Origin of the sequence: Paenibacillus taichungensis (assembly GCF_003287275.1) — a bacterium.
GTDB lineage: Bacteria > Bacillota > Bacilli > Paenibacillales > Paenibacillaceae > Paenibacillus > Paenibacillus taichungensis_A.
Map to the genome: position 1 here is coordinate 1 of NZ_QEVW01000018.1, position 23310 is coordinate 23310.

The window sequence follows — 23310 nt, forward strand, 5'->3', positions numbered from 1 at the left end:
GGATGGAGAGAACTGGACAGTCTTGGGTTCAGGCTCGGCAAGAGCATTATCCCCAGAGGATTTTGTACACAAAATGTGCTTTACCGGAGCAGTGGTCGGACTCTATGCTACCGGCAATGGTAAGGTAAGTAGCACACCTGCCCATTTTGAGTGGTTCGAGTATGAGATCTAGCCAACGAGGCACCATTCAAGGGGTCATCTAAGGGCACTTTTCACATCGCTGCAGCGGTGAATCTGAGTACATTTGAAAGCTAGCGCTCGTGGCTGGCATCTCTCTTCAACAACATCTATGCATTTGTCATTTTATAATAACCTTCTTGCCACTATCACTTTGGCATGGAGGTTATTGTGTATTGCAAAATATACTTGAAGCTTTTATTAAGGAAGAAAGCGGTTTATTTATCCTGTCGCTTACCTATTAAAACATGTAAAATGGGGGTGACTGATCAGTCATCTTATACATTTGCTTTTGACTTTACAATAACCTAAACAAAGTGAGGTGTAATTACAGCATGTATCACAATCCAATTATATGGGCTGATTACCCGGATCTTGATGTCATTCGCGTAGAAGATACCTATTACATGGTCAGTACAACAATGCACATGATGCCGGGTTGCGTCATCCTGCGTTCGTACGATCTGATCCATTGGGAAGTGGCAACCTATGTATATGACAGACTGGATGATACCCCAGCCCAAAGACTGGAAGATGGCACGCACATCTATGGTAAAGGCATGTGGGCAGCTTCACTTCGGTATCATCAAGGGATGTTCTACGTGATCTTTGTAGCCAATGATACGCGAAAAACGTATTTATACACGTCTGCATCCATTTCGGGGCCATGGGACAAACGCATCGTTGAGGGCTTTTATCATGATTGCTCCCTATTCTTTGACGATGATGATCGGGCATATTTGGTACATGGTAATGCCGAGATTCATCTGGTAGAGTTAAAGGCTGATCTATCAGGACCCAAACCGGGAGGGGCACAGCGTTTAATCGTGAAGGAGCGAAATCCTTACCATCTTGGTTACGAAGGTGCCCATTTCTACAAGGTTAATGGGAAGTATTATGTGTTCTTGATTCACATTTCCAAAGAGGTGGGACGAAGAACCCAGGCTTACTACATGGCGGATACGCTAGATGGTGAATTTGTCGGTGGGGAAGTATTTAACGATGATATGGGATATTTCAATTCAGGTGTTGCTCAAGGCGGTATAGTCGATACCCTGGGTGGGAACTGGTATGCCGTGTTATTTCAGGATCATGGTGCAGTAGGGCGTATTCCTGTAATCGTTCCCATGAATTTTAAAGACGGAATTCCCGTTTTTGCAAGCAACGCACCAAGAACAATAGATATTCCTAGCACAAGACCAGAATATCGTTACAGCCCGCTGGTAGGCAGTGACGATTTTGAGTATCACATCGGCGTGGACAGCAGAGTTCGTCTTCGTGATTTATGGCAATGGAACCACACGCCCCATGATGAGCTGTGGTCTGTAACCGAGAAGCATGGAGTGTACCGGATTCGGACCGGCCAGCTTAGCCCGAACCTTATTTATGCGGTGAACACATTGACCCAGCGCGCGATGGGGCCCGCTTGTAAGGTAAACGTCACCCTGGACGGCAGCGGTTTAAACGATGGTGATTATGCAGGGCTATGTTTCCTAATAGGCACATATGGCCTGATCGCGCTAACGAGAGAGCAGGGAGAGTTCTACCTTGTCATGCAGGCACGGGAAAGTCAGGATTCCAGCATATTCGGCAATTTGATCGATGAGGAGCCTGCGAAGGAGCATGCGCGGATTCGCGTAGCCGGACCAGTCGTTACACTCCAGGCATCAGGCCATTTCGTGAACAATCAGGATGAGTGTTCTTTTGCCTATCTCGATGGCACGGAGTGGAAGCCACTCGGCATTTCCCACAAGATGTTCTACAAATTGGATCATTTCATGGGTTGCCGGATTGGCTTATTCTTGTATTCAACCCAGGTCATTGGAGGAACGGCTGATTTTTCGAATTTCAAATACGATATCATTTAGTCAGCTTACAACACGATGGTTATGGATAAAGTCGCCTGATGGCGGCTTTTTGTACTCATATCGCCCAAGTTTGTTATACAATAATAGGATTCGAGATGATCCAACAAAATGGAGAACTCATTCCAGAAGAACTGGGGGCATGTCGCAGTGAATGAGAGATGGATTTACAGAGCAAGATGGACCTTAATTCTCCTCCTTTTGGTGTCCGTAGCTGCAGGCCTTTCGCAAGGAATTACAGTGCAACCGCAGTCTGTACCTGTGGGGCAGCAGGGACAGAATCCTGGAGAAGATGGGAAATATGTACCACCGATAAAGGTCACTTTTGTCATGGAAACCGGGGAGGATCTGCTGCAAATGATTGATCAGTTACCGGGTGAAAGTTTAGAGGATAATCGCTGGACCCACTTGTATGAAGAAGAATTGGGCATTCAGATTCATTATGACTGGATCGCAACGGGTGATGTATATAATCAGAAGCTGGGCGTATCTCTCGCGGCAGGCCGTTTTCCGGATGTTGTCAAAGTAAATCCATATCAACTCAGGCAATTAAGCAATGCGGGATTGATTGAAGACCTGACAGAAGTGTACCAGACGCATGCCTCTCCGCTTACGAAAAAAATATTGGAGGCTGAGGGAAGAGGTGCATTCGATGCGGCCACAATTGACGGCAGACTGATGGCGATCCCGGAATCGTCTTCTGCCATCGAAACAGCACAATACCTGTGGATCAGAAGTGATTGGCTGGAAAAAATGGACCTGCTGCCACCTGAAACGATGGAAGATGTTCTGCAGATATCTAAAGCGTTTACAAAAGGAGACCCCGATGGAAACGGGAAGCAGGATACCTATGGACTTGCAATGACGAGTTATTTGTGGGACCCCGTTATGGGTGTATCTGGATTCATGGCCGGTTACGGAGCTTACCCGAACATATGGATTAAGGATAAGGAGGGCAATCTGGCTTACGGTGGCATACAACCGGAGGTAAGAAAAGCACTGAAGGTGTTACAGACATTATACCTTGAAGGCCAGCTTGATCCCGAATTTGCCTACAAAAACGGAAGCAAGGAGTATCGCCTGATTCAGGACGGTAAAATTGGCATGCTCTATGGTGAACAGTGGACCCCATTCATGCTTCAGACCACGCGCGACAGGGACCCGAATGCGGAATGGCAAGCTTATCCCCTTGTGGCTGAGTCGGGAAGAGGCATATTGGTGCCGCTCCGTTCCAATACAGGACAATACTTCGCAGTAAGGAAAGGATTTGCACATCCTGAGGTCGTCGTAAAGCTTATGAATCTGCATTTGGATAAAAACTGGGGTGAGCAAGCCGAGTATGAAACGTACTACAATGACGATTCACGCGCCGTGTGGATGCTTTCGCCGGTAACCCCTTTTCCAGGTATGAAAAACATGAATGCTTACAGAGACATTCGTGATGCCAGAAAGAGAGGGGATTTCTCGAGCCTGGAGAACGAAGCCCTTGCGATCCACAAACGAATTGTTGCTTTTGAGTCAGAGGGCTTAAAAAGTGGATGGGGTTGGAAACAGACTTATGGATCCTTGGGAGCCTTTAGTATTGCCGATGCCTATGACCGGAATGGACAACTTCTATATGACGAGTATACCGGCGGAATAACCGAAACTATGGTTGATCGACAGCTTATTCTTCGAGACCTTCAGCTTGAAGCATACATGAATATCATTCTTGGTTCACCCATCGAAGAATTCGATCAGTTCGTGAACGATTGGTACAAACTGGGGGGGGAAGAAATTACATCGGAGGTGAATGCGTGGTTCAGAGTCAATGTTGCAAGGAATCATCCAGCATCTGCCTCCTAGAATTAACCCGGAATCCTTTTTCAGCCAGGTGCACAGGAGGTGAACGGATTGTTTAGAATTCCTGCCCAGTCGTGGTTCAACAGCATATTTGCAAGATTAATCATGACCTATCTGGTTTTTGTGATTCCTCTGATCCTTCTGGGAGTTTATTTGTATCATTGGAGTTACGATACGGCAAGCGAGGAAATATCCCTGTCGACGGATCGGCGCCTGAACCAATTTGCCATGGAGCTTAACAGGGAGATTGAATGGTTGGAGCTTCAGCAGTTTGATATCGCTGAGGACCGCAAACTGAACCGGATTGCCATTCTCTGGAACATGATGGACCAAGTGGAAAGACGTGAAACGTTGAATTATTTATCTGAGCGACTGGCCTCTTTCAAGAACAGCAGTGCTTACATCAAGAACGTTTACGTACATATCCCTGCAGTCAACAAGAGCATATCGGCAGTGCAAGGCATTGATGACTTCGATCATGATTCCTTTAGTTACTTTAGCTCAAATCTTGAAGGGAAAGGCGTTCGCTTTACTGTAAAAAGTGACAACCTGAACCTTAGCGCTGTTCGGCTACCAGGCAAGCGAGGAGAGGCCCCCCTGTTTGTGGTCCAAGTGGAACTGGATACCGCCAAATTTCAAAATGAATTGTCACAACTCAATCTGTATCCCGAGAGTGCAACGTTGCTGATCGAGAATCAAACAGGGCATGCCATCTCAGACCAGCAGCAGCGTGACGTCATTCTGTCCAGTCACCGTAAATATAGTCTTACAAATCAGCATGACAATTTTCAGGTGAACGTGGAGGGAACCTTATATCATGTGAATCAGCTTCATATGAATACCTTGGGCTTGTCCGTAGCCACTTATTTGCCGGAGAAAATCGTAACCAAACCCCTTAGCAAATTTGTTCAGTGGGCCTGGATCTTTGCCATCACTTCATTCATCGCCATTGCGGCTTATCTGTACTCCAGTTACAAGCTGATCCACATTCCGCTGTTGCTGCTTGTCAAAAGATTCAAGAAAATGGAGGGGGGCGTGCTGGATATTCCGATCAACCATCATCGTAAAGACGAATTTGGTTTTCTGTACAGTCGTTTCAATCATATGATTGAAAATCTTCAGCAGTTGATTGACCGTGATTTCAAAAAGACAATGATGATGCAGCGGGCCGAATTGAGACAGCTTCAATCCCAGATTAATCCGCATTTTCTGTACAATAGCTTCTTTATTCTGAACTCGCTCGCCAGAACAGGAGACACGGAACGCATTGAACAATTTACAAATATGCTTGGCGTATATTTTCGCTTCATCACCCGAAACGAAACAGATCATGTGACTTTGAAGGAGGAAGTGGAACATTCACGAATCTATACCGAAATTCAGCAATTAAGATTCTCCAGACGAATCAAGGTGGATTTCGGGCAAGTCCCCCCAGGAATGGAACAAATTCAGGTGCCCAGGCTGATTATTCAGCCGATTATCGAGAATGCTTACGAGCATAGTCTTGAAAAGAACACGAGTATGGGTTTCTTGCGCGTACAATTCCGCATGGAAGCAAACTATGTCGAATTCATCGTGGAAGACAACGGTATGGAGCTGCAGATGGAAGACATTGAGCTTCTCAAAGAGCGATTGCACAATGAAACTGGCACGGATGAAATGACCGGATTAATGAATATTCACAGACGTCTCATATTGACCTACGGGGAAAGAAGCGGCCTTTTTCTCTCCCGGAGTGAGCTGCAGGGATTGAAAGTCGCAGTACGAATTCAACAGAAGGAAGGGGATCAGATAACGAATGTATAGACTTCTGATCGTGGATGACGAGGAGATTATAACGGATAGTCTGTATGAGACGTTCGCCAGACATATGCCTGACAAACTTGATGTCTGTAAAGCCTACTCTGCTGCGGAGGCACTGACCTGGATGCGACGCTCGAGGATTGACATTGTGCTGACAGACATACGCATGCCGGGAATAAGCGGACTGGAATTGACTGAGGAAATACAGTCCCGATGGCCACAATGTCGTGTTATTTTTCTGACAGGACACAGCGATTTTGATTATGCGTATAAGGCTTTTCAAATGACCAATGTGCGGTATTTACTCAAAACGGAGGGCTATGACAAAGTAATGACTGTCGTCGATCAGGTGATGGAAGAGATTCGGCAAAGTTACAGCATGAATGAAATGCTGGAACAGTCGCTTGAGATTACCTCAAGATTGGCCGCGTTGCAACAGGAGGAATATGTGCGTAAGCTTCTTCAGAAATGTACACCGACCGATTCCTTGCATGAGATACAAGCTGAACTCACCCGAAGAAACATCGGATTACAAGTAGAATCCCCGGTGTATCTGGTGCTTGGTCGATTCAACAAGCCGCCTGGAGACCATGCTGATCTGGAACACGTTCAAGCATCGGTACGAGTTATCGGATCTTCTTTTATTCGTGAACATGCGGTAAATACAAGTGTAACAGATCATTATGGTGATGCAGTCTGGTTGCTTCAACCCAAGAGGGAGAATGCTAGCCCAGACGATCACTTTGTCACATATGTCGAGGGCACATTGGAACTTGTGCAGGAAGCTTGCCAGTCTTCGTTAGGCGTATCTATTGCTTTTACTTTAAGTGGACAGGGCTATCAATGGTCCCAAATTCCAAGCCAATATGAACGTCTGCGGTTACTACAGTGGATGAAGATTGGAGACGGGGTATCCATGGTGTTAACGGATAAAACAGAAGAACCTGCTATGGGTACTTCCAAGGAGTCCGTGCGCATTTCAAACCGGATTGAGTTGATGTCGGGTTATTTGGAAACCGGAAGATTCCAGTCTTTTTATGATGTTTTTGAAGAGCTGGCAAATGAACTGCTGCAACAGGAAGTGATTATGGAACGTGCGATGGAAACGTACTATCATCTGGCACTGATGCTGTATTCAACATTCAATCGTTGGGGGCTCCGTCACCAAATTCCTGATCAGCGGAGCCTGCTTCATCTCGGAGATTATCGCAGTATGAAGGATGCCGTGTATCATCTGTACCGCGCAGCAGATGAGCTGGTGCACTTTAAGCAATCGAACGAAGAGGAACGAGCTAACCTGGTGACCCAGACGATATGCAGCTATATTAAGAATAACCTTGAAAAGGATCTATCCCTAGTTCGACTGGCTGAATTGAATCATTTCAACCCGTCCTATCTATCCCGTTTCTTTAAGCAGGAAACGGGAATCAACTTGTCCGAGTTTATTGACGATTGCCGAATTCGGAGAGCCAAGGAACTGCTAGGCAATACGGATCTTATGGTGCGCGAGGTAGCACTGCAAGTCGGTTATGAGGCAGCTCATTCATTTACCCGACTGTTTAAGAAGCTGACGGGCATGACACCTCAAGAATACCGTGAATCCACACTGGTGAGTTAGACAGTCAGACTTTCCTCCAGTTTGATTAGTCAGGTAAGTAACCGCTTGGTATGATAGCCTTCATTGCATTTCAAAGGAAGCGGACACGCAAAAAAACGCAGGCAACAGCTCCTGCGTTTTTTTACGCTTTTTAACGGGAGATTTGAATGGTTTAGTGCACAGAAGAGGAAATCCTCACGGACTAAGCGGTATGAGTTTTCTGTCTTCGATATGCATTGGGGCTCGATCCGGTATACGATTTGAACTTTTTGTAAAACCAATCAATATCTTTGTAACCAACCTCTACGGCTATTTCGTATATTCGCAGACTGGTAGATGACAGAAGCTGCTTGGCCTTTTCCATTCGCTGTTGCAGCATGTAATCAGTAAAAGACATTTTTTCTTCCAATCTAAACTTTTGTCCGAGGTATGCACAATTAAAATGGAGCATATCTGAGATTTTCTTGAGTGTAATTTCGTCGCCAAGATGATCACGTACATAAGCTTTGATAATACGGATCACATGGTTTGACTCCAGCACTTTGCCGTTGAGATGAATGGGCGGTTTGACGGGCGGACTTTTTACTACAGGTTCGGGTTCCAGACAAGTCCTGAGTCTGTGCAAACTGTGAAGCAAAGCCGAGGAACTGACCGGACATGGCAAATAATCATTCACCTGATACGTTAATGCCTTCCGCACAAGTCTGAAGTGATCTCTTCCGCCGAGCAGTAGGATCGGAACATTACTTTTTTTTCGTATGTAATGACATAGCCATAGCCCTGCCGTATCACACTGCTCCGTATGTACAACAACGACTGAAAAATGTTGTTCAGATAACGCGGTCAAGGCCGCAGAGGAAGAGAACACACAATCCCCAATGACATATTCCGATTTGTTATGGCTCAGCAGGTGTCGAAACTCTCTGCACAACCGGCGGCTATAATCCACAAGCAACATATTGTACACGAAACATGACCTCACCTTCTCATGAACTCTTCAATCCAAAGTCATTTTAAAATAAGGATTAATTCCATTATGGGAACAAAAGAAAGCGCATACAATGTGCATTTCTTGCAGAAAGTTCATTTCTTTACCAATTGAAAGGGAAAATTCCCATGTTCACTGAAAAGTACGGCAATCTATAATCAGTCAGGGTAAATATCTGTTTTTTAGCGGGTTGTTTGCGCTTTCATATGAGAGATACACTGTGGGAGCAAACGACACATTCAGGGGGGAAGACGATGAGAAAAAACAAGTTTATGCTACTGAACCTGGTATTTGCGGTCATGCTGGTCATTACTGCATGCAGTTCTACGCCAACCGCACAACCTGAACCGGAGAAACCGGCACCTCAGGAGGAACAAAAACCTGTAGAGACTGAGCCCGGGAATGAAAACTCCACGCCGGAGATGGATTTCGATATGGGTGGCCGAACCATTAAAGTGGTCGCATGGTGGGATATGGAGATTCAGGACAACAATCCGGACAATATTCAGCGCCTCGAAAATCTAGAAGCACTGAAGAAAAAACACAACTTTAATATCGAATATGTTTCCATCGATTTTGGTGAGTATCAGGAGAAAGTGGTGGCTTCACTGATGGCAGGAGAACCGCTTGGCGATTTTGTGAGACTGGGCAAAGACTACGCCATTCCAGCATTGACCAAACAGGATTTGTTATGGCCAGTGGATGATTATATCAAGAACGACAAGGTGTTCAATCAGAAAACGACCAAGGAATACATGCAGTATGAAGGCAAAGGTTACGGGTTTACGGAGGATCAGTCTTCTTTTATCAACGGGATTTTCTACAACCGGACGCTCATGCAGGAACTTGGTCTGAAGCCGCTGCAGGAATATGTGGATGCTGATGAATGGAACTGGGATATGTTCCTCAGCGTGGCGAAGCAAGCGAACAAGGATCGAAACAACGATGGCAAATTGGATACGTGGGGACTGGCTCAAACGGGGCTGCTCGAACCGGTTCTGTATTCCAACGAAGCTTCTCTGACCAAAGAGGATAAGCAGAACCTGGAAGATCCAAAGACCAAAGAAGCGCTGAATTTCTTGTCCAAACTGGCAACGGAGAAGGTCGGCAGAGCAACAGAAGGTGGTGATTGGACAGAACCATCTACCTTCTTCCGTCAAGGCAATACCTTGATGTATGCAGGTGCCATGTATGAAGTCGAAGGTATTATGACAGATATGAAGGATTATGATATTGGATTCGTACCGTTTCCCAAAGGGCCAAGTGCTTCAGCGTACCACTCCGGTGAATCTCGCTATCAAGCGATCACAATCCCTAAAGCGGTTGAGAATCCAGAACAGCTCATGTACATCTGGGAGAAAATCAATGAGATCGATTCGATCTACGAGTATCCCGGCCAATCCACGCTGGAGACACATCTGACAGATGAAGCGGACATCAATAATGCCAGAGAGGTTGCAGAGGGCATGCTGGTACTCGACCATAACACCTTTCCTTCCTTACCTTTCTGGGATTTTGATGCGGAGCTCAAAGAAGGTATATCCGTATCTACGCTGATTGAGAAATACAAGTCTCCTTTCCAGGCAGCGATTGATGAGGTCTACAAAAAATAAGTATCACAGTACGCGGGCAGAGCACACCAGTGACGGTGTGATCTGTCCGGGTTAGACAACCGGTTAATGGTCGCTACGCTTACAGGAAAGGGGATACATTCGAACATGCGGTCAAGTAAGAAAAAGGGACTGATCCTGGTACTTGTCCTGGCCTTGGTGTTCTCGATCTGGACGATCTTTCCGTCACGGGATAAAAGCCCAGGAACGGTACATGCACTTGAAGATTTTGAAGCGGTCGCCAATACAGACGACGAAAGCAGCTATGAACATTATCTGAAAGTTCATGCGAGCAGCGCCAAACCGGACAATATCGTACGGATTGAAGGTGAGTCTTATGTTCAGGCAGAGGGTGGAACGTTCGAGGTAGTACAGGGATATGCCGGATTGGACGGGAGTGCAGTCATTACACCGGAAACCGGAACCATTCGCTGGGATGTTCCCATTAAAGTGAGTGGTTTGTACCATGCACGGATTCACTATTATCCAGTTGAGGGCAAAAGTTCCGGCATCGAACGCAGGCTGGAGATAAACGGGCAGGTTCCGTTCAGGGGTGCTGACGTCTTGCTGTTTGACAGGGTATGGGGCAATCGCGAAGAAGACGTTCGCCGGGACGATCGAGGGAATGATCTTAGGCCGAGGCAATTTGAACAGCCGGAATGGCAGTACGCTTCCTTCAGGGACAGCGCAGGTTACTTTGAGGAACCGTTCCAGTTTTATTTTGAAAAGGGTACACAGCAGTTATCGCTCAGCTCGCTAAGGGAGAGCATGGCAATCGATTATATCGAGCTGTATCAGGAGGAGGATGTTCCGTCCTATGCAGATTTGAGGGCGAGTTATGAAACGCGTAGCTTGAAACCGGCCGGTCCTGTCATCTTGAAGGTGCAGGCAGAACATGCGGTAAGCAAATCTTCACCCACGCTGGCACCGATCTCGGATCGCTCCAGCCCTTCGCTGGAGCCGTATGACGTATCTAAAATTCGCATCAACGCCATCGGCGGCATCAACTGGAAGCTGCCCGGTGAATGGATTGAGTGGGAGATCGACGTGCCTGAAGATGGATTGTATCAAATTGCGTTGAAGGTGAAACAGGATCAACTTCGCGGCATCTATGCGACCCGCAGTCTGACCATTGACGGGAAAGTGCCGTTCAAGGAAATGAAACGCATTCGTTTTAACTATAGTCCCTCCTGGCAAACACAGGTATTGGGAGCTGGAGAAGATCAGCCTTACCAGTTCCATCTCGAAAAAGGGAAACACCGCATACGGATGACGGTCACGCTGGGTGACATCGCTCCGCTGCTTCGAACGGTGGAATCCAGCGTGCTGGAACTGAATGAGATGTATCGCAAAATATTGATGATCACCTCTAATCGGCCGGATCCGCTCCGGGACTACCAGCTGGAACGACGCATTCCAGAGATGACGGAAGTGTTTGAACGGCAGGCGGTAACGCTCAGCTCTGTAGCGGCGTACCTGGAGCAAGCCACAGGTGAGCAGAGCGATAAAGTCGCGATTCTAAATGCCATGGTGGTCCAGCTTAAGGATATGACTGCCAGACCGGAGACGGTACCGAAACGGCTGGACACGTTTAAGATTAATGTGGGTGGTCTCGGTACCTGGATTCTGACCGTGCGGGAGCAGCCTATTACGATGGATTATCTTGTTGTAAGCCCCCCAGGCGAGTCATTGCCTAAAGCGGAGGCAACAGCCATTCAGCAAGCAAAACATGAACTGGGTGCCTATGTGGCTTCCTATACGGAAGATTACGACAGTATCGGCAACGTGGAGCAAAAGAAAGACGCAATTACCGTATGGATTACGACTGGACGAGATCAGGCCCAGGTGCTCAAGGGTTTGATCGACGATTCGTTTACCCCGGATACCGATGTCTCGGTACAATTGCGCCTTGTTCCGCCCAACATTCTTCTGCCAGCAACACTCTCAGGGGAAGGACCGGATGTGGCTATGCAGATGGGCGAGGACATTCCCGTGAACTATGCGATGAGGAATGCGGCAGCCGATCTGAGCAAGTTCACGGACTTTGAAGAAATTTCCGGTCGATTCCGTGAAAGCGGGCTGACGCCTTACCGATACAACGACGGGGTCTACGCCCTGCCGGAGCAGCAGCACTTCCCGATGCTTTTTTACCGTAAAGATATCCTGAACGAGCTGGGCCTTGAACCGCCGAAGACATGGCAGGACGTCTATAATGCCATCGCAGTGCTGCAAAAACACAATATGGAGTTTTATCTGCCCATCGAGGATACGCTGAACAATGCAAACCTTGTACCGAACTCCACTTTTGCCATGCTGTTATATCAAAATGATGGCACCTTCTATACGGAAGATCAGAAGAAGAGTGCACTGGATTCGGAAATTTCAATGGATGCTTTTAAACGCTGGACCCAGTTCTATACCAATTACAAATTTCCACTCAAGGCCGACTTTCCAAACCGTTTCCGTACCGGGGAAATGCCGATCGGTATCGCCGATTATACCACCTACAACATGCTGACGGTCATGGCACCGGAAATTCGTAACCTCTGGGATTTTACCATTGTTCCGGGTACTGAGCTTCCAGACGGTTCCATAAGGCATGAGGTAGCCAGTGCGACTAGCGCCGTGATGATGCTCGAAAATGCAGCCAACAAGGAAGCCGCCTGGAGATTCATGAAATGGTGGACCGATGAGCAGACGCAGATTGAATACGGAAGAGAAATGGAAGGTCTCATGGGAGCAGCTGCCCGTTACCCAACGGCCAACATCAAGGCGCTGCAGCAGCTGCCTTGGCCTGTGAAAGATTATCAGAATTTGGAGAAACAATGGGAGTGGGTACAAGGTATCCCGCAGCTTCCGGGAGGTTACTTTACAGGCCGACATCTGGATAATGCGTTCCGCAAGGTCGTTAACGCGAGCGAAAACCCCCGTGAGGCCCTGGCGGATTATGTCCTGTATATCGATGATGAAATCGAGTTAAAGCGCAAGGAATTCAATCTGAAGTAGAGGGAAGGGAGGGTAACGGTTGCAAGTAAAAACAACCAAGACAGCAGCCGCTCCTGCCGTCCATACGCGTCCGGTGGGCTGGTGGTCCCTTTTGAAGCGGGATCTGTATCTCAGCAGACACTATTACGTATTGATGGCACCGTTTATGTTGATCTTTTTCATGTTCACTGTCATTCCGGTCGGCATTTCGCTGGGCCTCAGCTTTTTCCACTTCAATATGCTGGAGCTGCCGCGTTTTATCGGCTGGCAGAACTATTCACGCCTGTTTCTGGGTGACGACGTCTTTTTGATTGCCATGAAAAATACGTTGTTATTCGCTGTTATTACTGGGCCTGTCAGTTACATTGCCTGTTTTTTGTTTGCATGGATCATTAATGAGCTGTCTCCCAAAGTCCGGGCGGTCATGACGCTGGTTTTCTACGCTCCGTCCATATCAGGCAACGTGTTCTTCATCTGGCTGATCATCTTCTCTGGTGACAGCTACGGGTACATGAATGGCTTCCTGATGCGCCTGGGCGTCATTCTGGAACCGATCCAATGGCTTGCAGATGAGAAATACGTGCTGGCCATCGTCATCATAGTTCAACTATGGCTCAGTCTCGGAACCAGTTTCCTGGCCTTTATCGCAGGTTTGCAGACGATTGACCGCTCGCTGGTGGAAGCCGGTACAGTGGATGGGATCAAAAATCGTTGGCAGGAGCTCTGGTATATTACCTTGCCATCGATGAGGCCCCAGCTCATGTTTGGTGCGGTCATGCAGATTACGGCTTCATTTGCTGTAGCCGAAATTTCGATTGCCCTGGCCGGTTTCCCAAGTGTTAACTATGCAGCGCATACGGTCGTTACCCACTTGATGGACTTCGGCACCATTCGCTTCGAGATGGGATATACCTCTGCCATAGCAACGGTTCTGTTTGTTCTAATGCTTGGTACGAACGTCCTGACGCAAAAAATGCTGAGAAAGATAGGTGAATGACAATGACCAGCAAAGTACGCGCCGTGTTCGGCATGCCCAAAAGACTGAATCGGTCATTTACCGTCAGCCTCATGCTGTTTGCCCTGCTGGCCGTGTTTGGATCATTTATGGTGCTCCCGCTCATATATGCCGTTAACAACGCATTTAAACCACTGGATGAACTGTTTATTTTTCCGCCACGTTTCTGGGTGAACAACCCGACAACGGAAAATTTTGCGGATCTGATCAATCTGATGGGCAATTCGTGGGTCCCGTTATCCCGCTATATTGCCAATACGTTACTTATTACGATATTAGGAACAGCGGGGCATATTCTTTTGGCCTCGGCAGCCGCTTATCCGCTGGCCAAATATCGTTTTCCCGGCTCAAAAGTATTGTTCACGATTGTGATCCTGTCCTTGATGTTCTCGCCGCATGTCACAGCAATTCCAAACTACATGGTCATGTCCTGGCTCGGCTGGATTAACAGCCACGCGTCCATTATCGTTCCGTCCCTTGCATTCTCCCTGGGACTGTTCCTGATGAAGCAGTTCATGGAACAGATTCCGGATGCACTCCTGGAGGCTGCGAAGATCGATGGCGCGAATGAATACCGGATTTTCTGGAGTATTGTGATGCCTAACGTGAAGCCGGCCTGGCTTACACTGATGATTTTGCAGTTTCCGGCCCTCTGGGGAACAGACGGTGGAAGTTTTATTTATAGTGAAAATCTCAAAACGCTGCATTACGCGCTAAGTCAGATTGTTCAAGGGGGGATCGCGAGAGCAGGAGTTGGTGCAGCGGTTGCACTGCTGCTGATGATCGTGCCGATAACCTTGTTTATCATCTCCCAGAGCAGTGTCATGCAGACAATGGCTACTTCGGGCATGAAAGAGTAGAAAGGAGGCAGCGAGGTGCGGAAAAGCACATGGAACAAGCAGGGCTGGATCATCTTGGGCATGGTCTGCCTCCTGTGGTTCAGCCAAGAGGCAGCACCCGCAAGTGCAGATGGCAAGCAGGATGCTTACCAGTATTCCTACTGGGGCGATTCCGTTCCGGCTCCGGCGGCGTACGAGGCGACGTCCATTATCACGGGCAGGAAACTGAACACCACTGCGTTCAAAGAACCGAGTGACATGTATGTCACAGCCGATCAGCGGGTGTTCGTATTGGATTCCGGCAATGGTCGCATCGTGGAGTTGGACCGCAATTTCAAGCTGGTGCGGACGTTTGATTCCTTTGAACGCGAGGGAAAGAAGGACCATTTCAAAAATCCGCAAGGGCTCTATGTCAGTGAAAAGGGGGATATGCTCGTTGCAGATACCGACAATCACCGGGTCATTCATCTGGATGATCAAGGCCGCTTGGTCAAGGTAGTGGCTGAACCGAAATCAGATCTGTTACAAACAGACTTTCAATTCAAGCCCGTGCGGGTTGTCATGGATAAGGGAGAACGGATTTACGTCATGGCGGAGGGTGTGTTTGACGGATTCATGGAGTTCAGTGTCGACGGCACATTCTCCTCCTTTATCGGAGCGAACAGGGTTCAGGTTGATCCGGTGGAGTATTTGTGGAAACGATTTGCTACGCGTGAACAGCGCAGTCAGATGGTTATGTTTACGCCGACGGAATTCACCAACCTGGATATAGATGAAGAAGGGTTCATTTACGCCACGAGTAGTGATGGCGGCAAAGATCCAATCAAGAAATTGAATGCCCAGGGCTCCGATATTTTACGCAGACAAGGTTATCATTACCCCCAAGGCGATCTGATGTATACGAAGGAAGCTGGGCCTTCACGCCTGATTGATGTAGATGTAGGAGACAGCGACATGTATTCCGTGCTCGACTCCAACAGAGGGCGAATTTTCACTTATAACGGCGACGGATATCTTCTACATATCTTTGGCGGCATTGGCAATCGTTTGGGTCAGTTTAATACACCAGTCGCACTGGAACGTGTGGGAGACCGGATGCTTGTTTTGGATAAAGCGCTGGGTGAAATTACGATATTCCAGACAACCGAGTACGGTCGCACTGTGCACGAAGCAGTGCGTAGTTATTATAACGGCGACGAAGATCAATCCTCGATGCTGTTCGCCAAGGCCGCCGAGATGAACGCTAATCTGGAGTACGCTTATGCGGGTATTGGCAAATCGCTTCTTCGTCAGAAGGACTATGCCGAATCTGCGCAATATTTTAAACGGAGCATGGAGCGGCAGGGGTATTCGAAAGCTTTTCTTCTGTTCCGCAAAGAACTGATGCGCGAGCATTTCTCGTGGATAATGTCCGGTTTATTCCTGGCTGTAGCTGCGTTTGTATCCGTCACTATCGTTCGCAGGCAGAAAAGGAGGGCAACAAATGCAAGTGCCAAGTAAACAATTTTACCAGTATCCGCTACATCTCATCTTTCACCCATTCGACGGATATTGGGAACTGAAATATGAACGCAATCAACGAACAACAATGCTGATTGCATGCATGATTATGCTGATGCTGGTGATTTCTAAAATTTTGCATGTACAGTACAGCGGCTTTCTCATTAATTTTAACAATCCCAAGTATCTGAACAGCCTGCTTGAAGTGTTGTACGTCATTATCCCAGTACTATTCTGGTGTGTGGCCAACTGGTCGTTGACGACCCTGATGGACGGAGAAGGCAAATTTTCGGAGATTTTCATGTCGACGTGTTTTGCGCTGGTGCCGCTGCTCCTGATTCATTTCCCGTGGATCTGGCTGAGTCTCATCATTTCCGCGCAGGAAACAGCCTTCTATTATTTCTCCAATGCACTTGCTGTGGCTTGGACGGTATATCTGTTATTCGTGGGCAACATGACCGTTCATCAGTACACCCCGGCTAAGACGGTACTAACAATGCTGCTTACCTTGGTAGCCATGGCTTTTATGGCCTTTCTGTGCCTGCTTTTCTTTAGTCTTGTACAGCAGATCGTATCGTTTGTCGTAACCATCTATCAGGAAATAGTGCTTCGGGGCTAAGGAAGGAGGACATCCAGTGAAATATGTTGTAGCAAAAAAAATAACCGGAATGCTGCTCATTGGCAGTCTGCTTCTAAGTGGTTGCCAGTTCCCGCCATCACCGCAAGCTCGTGAGGCAGCAGCTGTAGATCAGGCCGATCTCCCCTCCCTGCCTCCCGGAGAACAACTGAAATCTTCCTTTAGCGATACTCGCCTTCAAGGCATGATTGGTATTGCCAGGAACGAAGCCTTGCAGCTGTTTATCGATGAAGAGACGGCAGAGATTGCTGTCCTGCATAGAGAGAGCGGACAAATCTGGCGTAGCAATCCGGCAGATAGAGAGCAGGACGGAACTGCGGCTGGCATTAACAAAGATCTTCTGTCATCCCAAGCCAGGCTTAGCTTTTTCAACAATCAGGGTCAGAGCAGTATGGTTAATTCTTATACAGATAGCATCGGACACAAGCAGGTTAGCTATGAGGCTATGCAAAGCGGGGTCCGGGTTAATTATCAGTTTGGGAGCACCGAGCGCTCAATTGAAGACTTGCCGGTCAAAATCAGCAAGGAACGATTTGAGCAGAAACTGTTAGCACAGCTCGACAAGGCAGGGGAACGCGCCTTGAAGATCGGGTATACCGAAGATAAAGAAGAGGGTGTCTATGTTCGAATCGACAAGGCCCTGCAGGGACTCCAGCTGTCTCGTGCCCTGAAAGCATTTGACACGGCCGGTTATACGGAAGAAGACCTGGCACAGGATCATGCCGAACATGGGATTGATCTGGAGCGCAGTGGACCGCGGCTCTTCATGATGACTTTGGAATACGAACTGGATCGTGAGAATCTGCTGGTGCGTGTTCCTGCATCCGGTATTCATTTTCCGGAAGAGTATCCGATCAACACTATATCCGTGCTTGAATATTTCGGAGCCGGAGGGACGGAGGAAGAGGGCTCGATTTTTGTACCGGACGGCTCCGGAGCACTGATCCATTTTAACAATGGCAAGCTTCAGTATCCCGGTTATCAACAGGATATTTATGGCCCGGACTTGACGATGAAGCTGGGGGAAGCCGCCTGGGCGGAAGCCAAAGCCCGATTGCCTGTTTTTGGACTGATTCGGAAAGAGGGTGCTTTCCTTGGCATTATCGAGGAAGGGGACGCTGTGGCAGTGGTGAATGCGGATATCAGCGGCAAGCTGAACAGCTACAACAACGTATATCCAAGCTTCTATGTCATGAATAAGAGCGATGTAACACTTCAAGCAAGTGACATGGTGCGAACACTACCCAAATTCCAGAAAAAACCGACAGCGTCAGACTTTGTTGTCAGATACGCTTTTGTCGGTGGGGAGAAGGCTTCCTACTCAGGGTTGGCCGAACTCTACCGGAATTATCTGTTACAGACCGGTGGACTTCCCGAACAGCGAGCAGGTAAAGAACAGGCAGGCATTCCATTTTATCTGAAATTGTTCAGCGGGATGACAACACGGCAACATATGCTGGGTATCCCTTATGATTCGACAGAGGCGCTTACGACCTTTGAGGAAGCCAAGCAGATTCTGTCTACATTGACGGAGAAAAATGTATCCAACATTCAGGTTCGCTACGCCGGATGGTTCAATGATGGACTGCATCACCGGCTGCCGGATTCCATATCGGTGGAGGGAGCGATTGGTGGCCAAAAGGGATTGCGCGATTTTAGCGATTATACAAAGGAGTTAGGCATTGGCTTTTATCCGGATGTAGCTTTGCTGAATGTGCAATCCAAGAAAGGATTCAAACCTTCCGGAGCGGCTTCACGAACTTTAACCCAAGAACCGGCTGTGGTATATCCGATGAATCAGGCTTTGCAGCGACGGGACCGTGAACGGTCTCCATCCTATGTGCTTTCGCCCAACAAGCTGAATCAGGTGACGAAAGAGATGCTGGTTGAGATGAAGTCTATTCAAAAAGAGGAACAGTCTCAGTCGCTGAGCCTGAAAGATCTGGCTGAACAGCTGAACAGCGACATGAATCCGAAGAAGCTCCTGGATCGAACGGAAGCGCTGGACGTCGTCATTAAAGCGCTGGAACAGATCAAACAACAGGCAGGTTCCGTTGTGGCCGAGGGTGGCAATGGCTACGCACTGCCTTATGTTACTGGGCTGACGGACGCGCCGATGAGCAGCAGCCAGTTCAAACTGGAGGATGAAGAGGTTCCGTTTTTCCAATTAGTCGTTCATGGGAATATCAGTTACACCGGCTCTCCATACAATCTCTCGACCTATACGAACCCGAGGCAGTATGTGCTAAAACTGATTGAATATGGAGCAAGCCCTTACTTCGCCTGGTTCAATGCACCCAACCACGTGGTCAAACAGACCGATTATGATGATCTGTACGCGGCCAACTACGAGCAGTGGGTGGATCTGGCTGCCGAGATGTACAACGAGGTGAACCAGACCAATTTTTCATTTGCCGGGCGTTCAATGAAATCGCATGAATCATTGGCGGAAGGTGTGTATCGAACAACCTATGACGGTGGTGGCTTCGTAATTGTGAATTATAATAATTTTCCTATAGAGGTTGAGGGCCAAACCGTGAATGCGCAAGGTTATGTGACTGGTGGTGAGCAGCTCTGAAGACACTCCTGAAATGGAAATGGGGAAGTCGTACGTATGCTCAGCAGAAAGCCATGTGGGGCGTCATCTACGTGCTTCCGTGGATGATCGGATTTGTATTGTTTTTCTTCATCCCGCTGCTGGCTTCGCTGCGTTACAGCATGAGCACGATTCAGGCCAATGCGGAAGGCATTGCCATTCAATTTACTGGTGTTGCTAACTATATTCAGGCGCTTACCGTTAATACGAGTTTTAACCGTGCGCTGATCGAGTCTGTTACCGATGTGCTCGTCAATGTGCCACTCATCGTCATATTCAGCCTGTTTCTCGCCGTCATCCTGAACCAGAAGTTCAGAGGCCGAGCCATTGCACGCTCCATCTTCTTTTTGCCTGTTATTTTGGCCTCCGGTGTAATCATGTCCCTGGAGAGCACCAGCTTGATTGATGCGGTTAATCAGAACGGTACCGGAGGAAGCGCACTCGGTACGTTTGAGTTGGAGTATCTGATGCTGGATGCGGGAGTGAGCGAATGGATCGTGACGTATCTGAGCAGTGCCGTTGATCGGATCTATCAGATTGTCAGTCAGTCGGGCGTGCAGATTTTAATCTTTTTGGCCGGCATTCAGACGATCTCGCCTCAGCTATATGAGGCATCCAAGATGGAAGGTGCGACTGGGTACGAAGCATTCTGGAAAATTACGTTCCCGATGGTCAGCCCACTTATTTTTGTCAATGCGATCTACACGATTATCGACTCGTTCGCGAATAATGCCATGACTGAATTGATTCGTGATACTGGATTCGTGAAGTTTGACTTTGGTTTAAGTTCGGCCATGGCATGGGTTTACTTTGTGGCCATTGCCATCATTCTAGTCATTGTATCCATGATTTTCTCGAAACGAGTGTTCTATCAAGATTAGAAAGGAGGGCGTTCAGTGTGACAACATCACGATTATTATCGCTGGAACACTGGAAAGGCTGGCTCTGGTCTGTCATCCGACTTGTGCTGATTACCGGACTTTCCTTTGTTATCCTCTTTCCGATATTCCAGAAAATTTCAACGTCCATCAAAGATAAGGGTGATCTGTATTCAGCAGTGGTGATATGGATCCCTCAGAATTTCTCGATCGATAACTTTCAGCAGGCTATTCGGGTTATGGATTACTGGGCGACTCTGTTCAATACCTTCGCGCTGTCAGCTGCAACAACACTGTTAACGACAGCATCCTGTGCCCTTGCAGGGTATGGTTTCGCCCGGTTGAAGTTCAAGGGGAGCAACTTGCTGTTCGCAGGTGTGATTCTCACGATTCTCGTTCCACCCACGACCATTTTGATTCCGGTGTATCTGAATTTGAAAAGCTTTGACTTGATGGGCTTAATGACGCTTATTGCCGGCAAACCGGTGAACCTGCTGAATACCTACTGGCCGTTCATTCTGACAGCCATTACGGCAAATTCGCTTAAAGCTGGATTGTATATTTTCATCTTTCGTCAGTTCTTCCGCGGCATCCCGAAGGAAGTGGAAGAGGCGGCTTACGTGGACGGGGCAGGCATCGGGCGAACTTTTGCACGAATCATGCTGCCGAATGCGATTCCATCCATGGTGACCGTGATGCTGTTCTCCTTTGTATGGCAGTGGAATGATAGCTTCTACACGACCACGTATCTGACTTCGAGCAAGGTCATGTCGACCCAACTGTCATCGCTTCCGTATAATCTGGCCCAGCAAGTCAGTGATGGCGCCTCCAAAGCTGATCCTTTCTATCTGAGCATGATTCAGGATACGGGGATACTGCTCGCCATTCTGCCTTTGATTGTTATCTATCTCTTCGTACAGCGTTATTTCGTGGAGAGTGTAGAACGTACAGGTATCGTTGGCTAAAACGTTAGCCGTTACAGTAAAGAAAGATCTGAGACAGATTTGATAATCTGTGAAAGGAGGGCGAGGAGTCATGCAACTGAACGTATGGAACGGGTTGCGGAAGCGTGCGCCAACCGGTGCCTAAGCCTAGTAAGGGCTGTGCTGCATTTCATCATTTTGCAATAAGGGAAGCAATCGATCATGACAGGAGGATATAAAGTGAAAAAGATGTGGATGTCTTGTAAACTTTTACTCGTTTTGGCTTTACTGATTACGATTGCTCCATGGGGAGGGAGCCGCGCTGAGGCGTGGGTTGGCATGCCTATGGGCAAGCTTCACGTAAGTGGCAAGAATCTGGTGAATAGCAACAATCAGCCTGTGCTTCTGAACGGTTGGCATCAACCTTCAGGTGCTTACTGGACCTATCAGGACAGCAACTATTATCTCAATCTGCACGGTAATAACCGTCACGCTGCAACACTGGCATATCTCAAAGACATTACCGATACTTTTGCGGACACAAGCCCGAAATACGGCAGCAATCATGGCTGGAATATGAATCAGGTACGTCTGTTCATAGATCGTCAGGACATGGGTGATGTGGCGGCTGGTACATATAATTTTGCTGGTGTGCAGACTGTTACGCAGAACGTCATTATCCCGTACATTCAATATGCCAAAACCAAGGGTGTTTATGTGGTGCTGGGACTCGACTTTACGTTGAAGGATGACCAGGCAACGACCGCTTCCAACCTGCAGAAATTCAATCAAATATGGGGATATCTTGCCTCTCTTCCGGAGATTAAAAGTGCAGACAACGTTCATTTCGAGCTGATTAATGAGCCAGTGAAATCGTATGCGAATGGACATTGGGGCGGATACAACGGAGAAAATGATTTCGTGGATCACTGGAATGACCTGCGTAATTTCCAGAACTCCATCATCTCCACTATTCGTAACCAGGGTGCCGACAATGTAATTTGGGCTGCTGGTCTGGGGTATAACCAGTTCTATAGTCTGACAGCAAGCCATCCATTGACTGATCCCCTGGACAATTATGGATATGCGGTGCACTGGTATCCTGGCTACGGCGCATACGATAACTTCTCCATTTTGCAAGATCAATGGAATACCAATGTCAAGGCAGCTGCAGACAAGTATCCGATCAACATCACCGAAGTAACCTGGTTTAAGAACAAACCTGGTGATTCGGCTTACTGGAACTTGTTTAATGGCAGCAACGAAGGTTTCGGCACCAATACCAAAACCATCTTCAACGCGGCAGGTAATGTTAGCATCGCGGCTCACATGAACGGCTTCATTCTTGAGCCGGGTCAACGCAGTTCTTTTGCCGATCCAACAGCCGGACTGAAATGGGATGGAGATGCATCCCGAAGTGCCATGGGACGATTCCTGTTCAACTGGTACCATGAACGTGCACAATCGTATCCAGGCGGTGGAAATGGTGGTGGACCGACAACCGGGCTTGTTTCAGGCGCGACTTACAAAATTGTGGCCAGACATTCAAATAAGGTCATTGACGTTCCTGGAGGGCAAAATCAGAACAATCTTCAGCTTCAGCAATGGAGCGATCTCGGCGGCAATCCTCAGAAGTGGGTTCTGACTTCCATCGGCGGCGGCAGCTATACACTAACCAGCGTGAACTCACCGGACAAAGTGATTGATGTTCGCAACGGTACCCTCACGAACGGTGAAGCAGTGCAGCTCATGAGCAATCTGAACACGACCGCTCAACATTTCAAAGTCAACGATCTGGGCAATGGATATTGGAGTATCATTAACGTGAACAGCAACAAAGCGATTGAAGTGGAAAGCGCTTCCACGTCCGATGGTGCCAAGTTGCAGCAGAACACCTACACGGGTGCAACGAATCAACAATGGAAATTTATTGCTGTTAGCAATTAACGTCAATACACAAGAGGACCTGCCCGGCTGTTATGCCCGGAAAGGTCCTCTCTTCGTTAAAATTTCAGTCTGCACGATGCGCTTTGATGCATATGAACTCGTTTTTAC

General features: G+C 47.9%; 16 protein-coding genes. 15 read left to right on the forward strand and 1 reads right to left on the reverse strand.

The genetic code is table 11. The annotated features are described in order from the left end of the window. From DC345_RS31850 to DC345_RS25010, 5 genes are all read left to right on the forward strand, one after another. A partial coding sequence (locus DC345_RS31850) for a beta-xylosidase family glycoside hydrolase (protein ID WP_472924296.1) occupies window positions 1-172 on the forward strand: 172 nt, incomplete at its 5' end. A gap of 340 nt (window positions 173-512) precedes the next feature. Further along, window positions 513-2045 (forward strand): glycoside hydrolase family 43 protein, encoded by a 1533-nt coding sequence (locus DC345_RS24995; protein WP_113055506.1) that lies wholly within the window; start codon window positions 513-515, stop codon window positions 2043-2045. A 147-nt stretch (window positions 2046-2192) separates the two neighbouring features. Next, window positions 2193-3887 (forward strand): extracellular solute-binding protein, encoded by a 1695-nt coding sequence (locus DC345_RS25000; protein ID WP_258530795.1) that lies wholly within the window; start codon window positions 2193-2195, stop codon window positions 3885-3887. A gap of 39 nt (window positions 3888-3926) precedes the next feature. Further along, window positions 3927-5690: a sensor histidine kinase gene (locus DC345_RS25005; RefSeq protein WP_309304349.1), complete on the forward strand. Its 1764-nt coding sequence runs from the start codon at window positions 3927-3929 to the stop codon at window positions 5688-5690. Then, window positions 5683-7305, forward strand: coding sequence for a response regulator (locus DC345_RS25010; protein WP_113055508.1), 1623 nt, complete (start codon window positions 5683-5685; stop codon window positions 7303-7305). The genes DC345_RS25005 and DC345_RS25010 overlap by 8 nt, the downstream gene beginning before the upstream one ends. Before the next feature lie 181 nt (window positions 7306-7486). Here DC345_RS25010 and DC345_RS25015 read toward each other — a convergent pair whose 3' ends face one another. Then, complete coding sequence (locus DC345_RS25015; RefSeq protein WP_146752159.1) at window positions 7487-8242, reverse strand: helix-turn-helix domain-containing protein; 756 nt, start codon at window positions 8240-8242, stop codon at window positions 7487-7489. Between the two features lie 284 nt (window positions 8243-8526). Between DC345_RS25015 and DC345_RS25020 the strand changes: the two genes are divergently transcribed. The 10 genes from DC345_RS25020 to DC345_RS25065 all read left to right on the forward strand — a co-directional run bounded on the left by DC345_RS25020 (window position 8527) and on the right by DC345_RS25065 (window position 23202). After that, window positions 8527-9885, forward strand: a complete 1359-nt coding sequence (locus DC345_RS25020; protein ID WP_113055510.1) for an extracellular solute-binding protein — start codon at window positions 8527-8529, stop codon at window positions 9883-9885. Window positions 9886-9990: 105 nt separating this feature from the next. Continuing rightward, on the forward strand, window positions 9991-12888 hold the full coding sequence (locus DC345_RS25025) for an extracellular solute-binding protein (protein WP_113055511.1): 2898 nt from the start codon (window positions 9991-9993) through the stop codon (window positions 12886-12888). A 73-nt stretch (window positions 12889-12961) separates the two neighbouring features. Beyond that, window positions 12962-13864 carry a carbohydrate ABC transporter permease gene (locus DC345_RS25030; RefSeq protein ID WP_258530798.1) on the forward strand — a complete coding sequence of 301 codons (903 nt, stop codon included), beginning with the start codon at window positions 12962-12964 and terminating at the stop codon, window positions 13862-13864. Between the two features lie 2 nt (window positions 13865-13866). Then, window positions 13867-14742, forward strand: coding sequence for a carbohydrate ABC transporter permease (locus DC345_RS25035; RefSeq protein WP_076288847.1), 876 nt, complete (start codon window positions 13867-13869; stop codon window positions 14740-14742). A 15-nt stretch (window positions 14743-14757) separates the two neighbouring features. Beyond that, window positions 14758-16221: an NHL repeat-containing protein gene (locus DC345_RS25040; protein ID WP_258530796.1), complete on the forward strand. Its 1464-nt coding sequence runs from the start codon at window positions 14758-14760 to the stop codon at window positions 16219-16221. Beyond that, window positions 16205-16840 carry a Yip1 family protein gene (locus DC345_RS25045; RefSeq protein WP_113055513.1) on the forward strand — a complete coding sequence of 212 codons (636 nt, stop codon included), beginning with the start codon at window positions 16205-16207 and terminating at the stop codon, window positions 16838-16840. The genes DC345_RS25040 and DC345_RS25045 overlap by 17 nt, the downstream gene beginning before the upstream one ends. Before the next feature lie 16 nt (window positions 16841-16856). Further along, on the forward strand, window positions 16857-19436 hold the full coding sequence (locus tag DC345_RS25050) for a DUF5696 domain-containing protein (protein ID WP_181586726.1): 2580 nt from the start codon (window positions 16857-16859) through the stop codon (window positions 19434-19436). 53 nt (window positions 19437-19489) lie between these two features. Next, window positions 19490-20335 (forward strand): carbohydrate ABC transporter permease, encoded by an 846-nt coding sequence (locus tag DC345_RS25055; protein WP_113055514.1) that lies wholly within the window; start codon window positions 19490-19492, stop codon window positions 20333-20335. Window positions 20336-20352: 17 nt separating this feature from the next. After that, entirely contained in the window at window positions 20353-21297 is a 945-nt protein-coding gene (locus DC345_RS25060; protein WP_113055515.1) for a carbohydrate ABC transporter permease, read from the forward strand. Window positions 21298-21504: 207 nt separating this feature from the next. After that, on the forward strand, window positions 21505-23202 hold the full coding sequence (locus DC345_RS25065) for an RICIN domain-containing protein (protein ID WP_258530799.1): 1698 nt from the start codon (window positions 21505-21507) through the stop codon (window positions 23200-23202). Window positions 23203-23310 lie beyond the last annotated feature (108 nt).

Bases quoted from the DNA above. Each gene is read 5' to 3' on its own strand.
- DC345_RS24995 (WP_113055506.1), top strand. From the start codon at position 513: ATGTATCACAATCCAATTATATGGGCTGATTACCCGGATCTTGATGTC.
- DC345_RS25010 (WP_113055508.1), top strand. From the start codon at position 5,683: ATGTATAGACTTCTGATCGTGGATGACGAGGAGATTATAACGGATAGT.
- DC345_RS25015 (WP_146752159.1), bottom strand. From the start codon at position 8,242: ATGTTGCTTGTGGATTATAGCCGCCGGTTGTGCAGAGAGTTTCGACAC.
- DC345_RS25020 (WP_113055510.1), top strand. From the start codon at position 8,527: ATGAGAAAAAACAAGTTTATGCTACTGAACCTGGTATTTGCGGTCATG.
- DC345_RS25025 (WP_113055511.1), top strand. From the start codon at position 9,991: ATGCGGTCAAGTAAGAAAAAGGGACTGATCCTGGTACTTGTCCTGGCC.
- DC345_RS25035 (WP_076288847.1), top strand. From the start codon at position 13,867: ATGACCAGCAAAGTACGCGCCGTGTTCGGCATGCCCAAAAGACTGAAT.
- DC345_RS25045 (WP_113055513.1), top strand. From the start codon at position 16,205: ATGCAAGTGCCAAGTAAACAATTTTACCAGTATCCGCTACATCTCATC.
- DC345_RS25055 (WP_113055514.1), top strand. From the start codon at position 19,490: ATGTGGGGCGTCATCTACGTGCTTCCGTGGATGATCGGATTTGTATTG.
- DC345_RS25065 (WP_258530799.1), top strand. From the start codon at position 21,505: ATGTGGATGTCTTGTAAACTTTTACTCGTTTTGGCTTTACTGATTACG.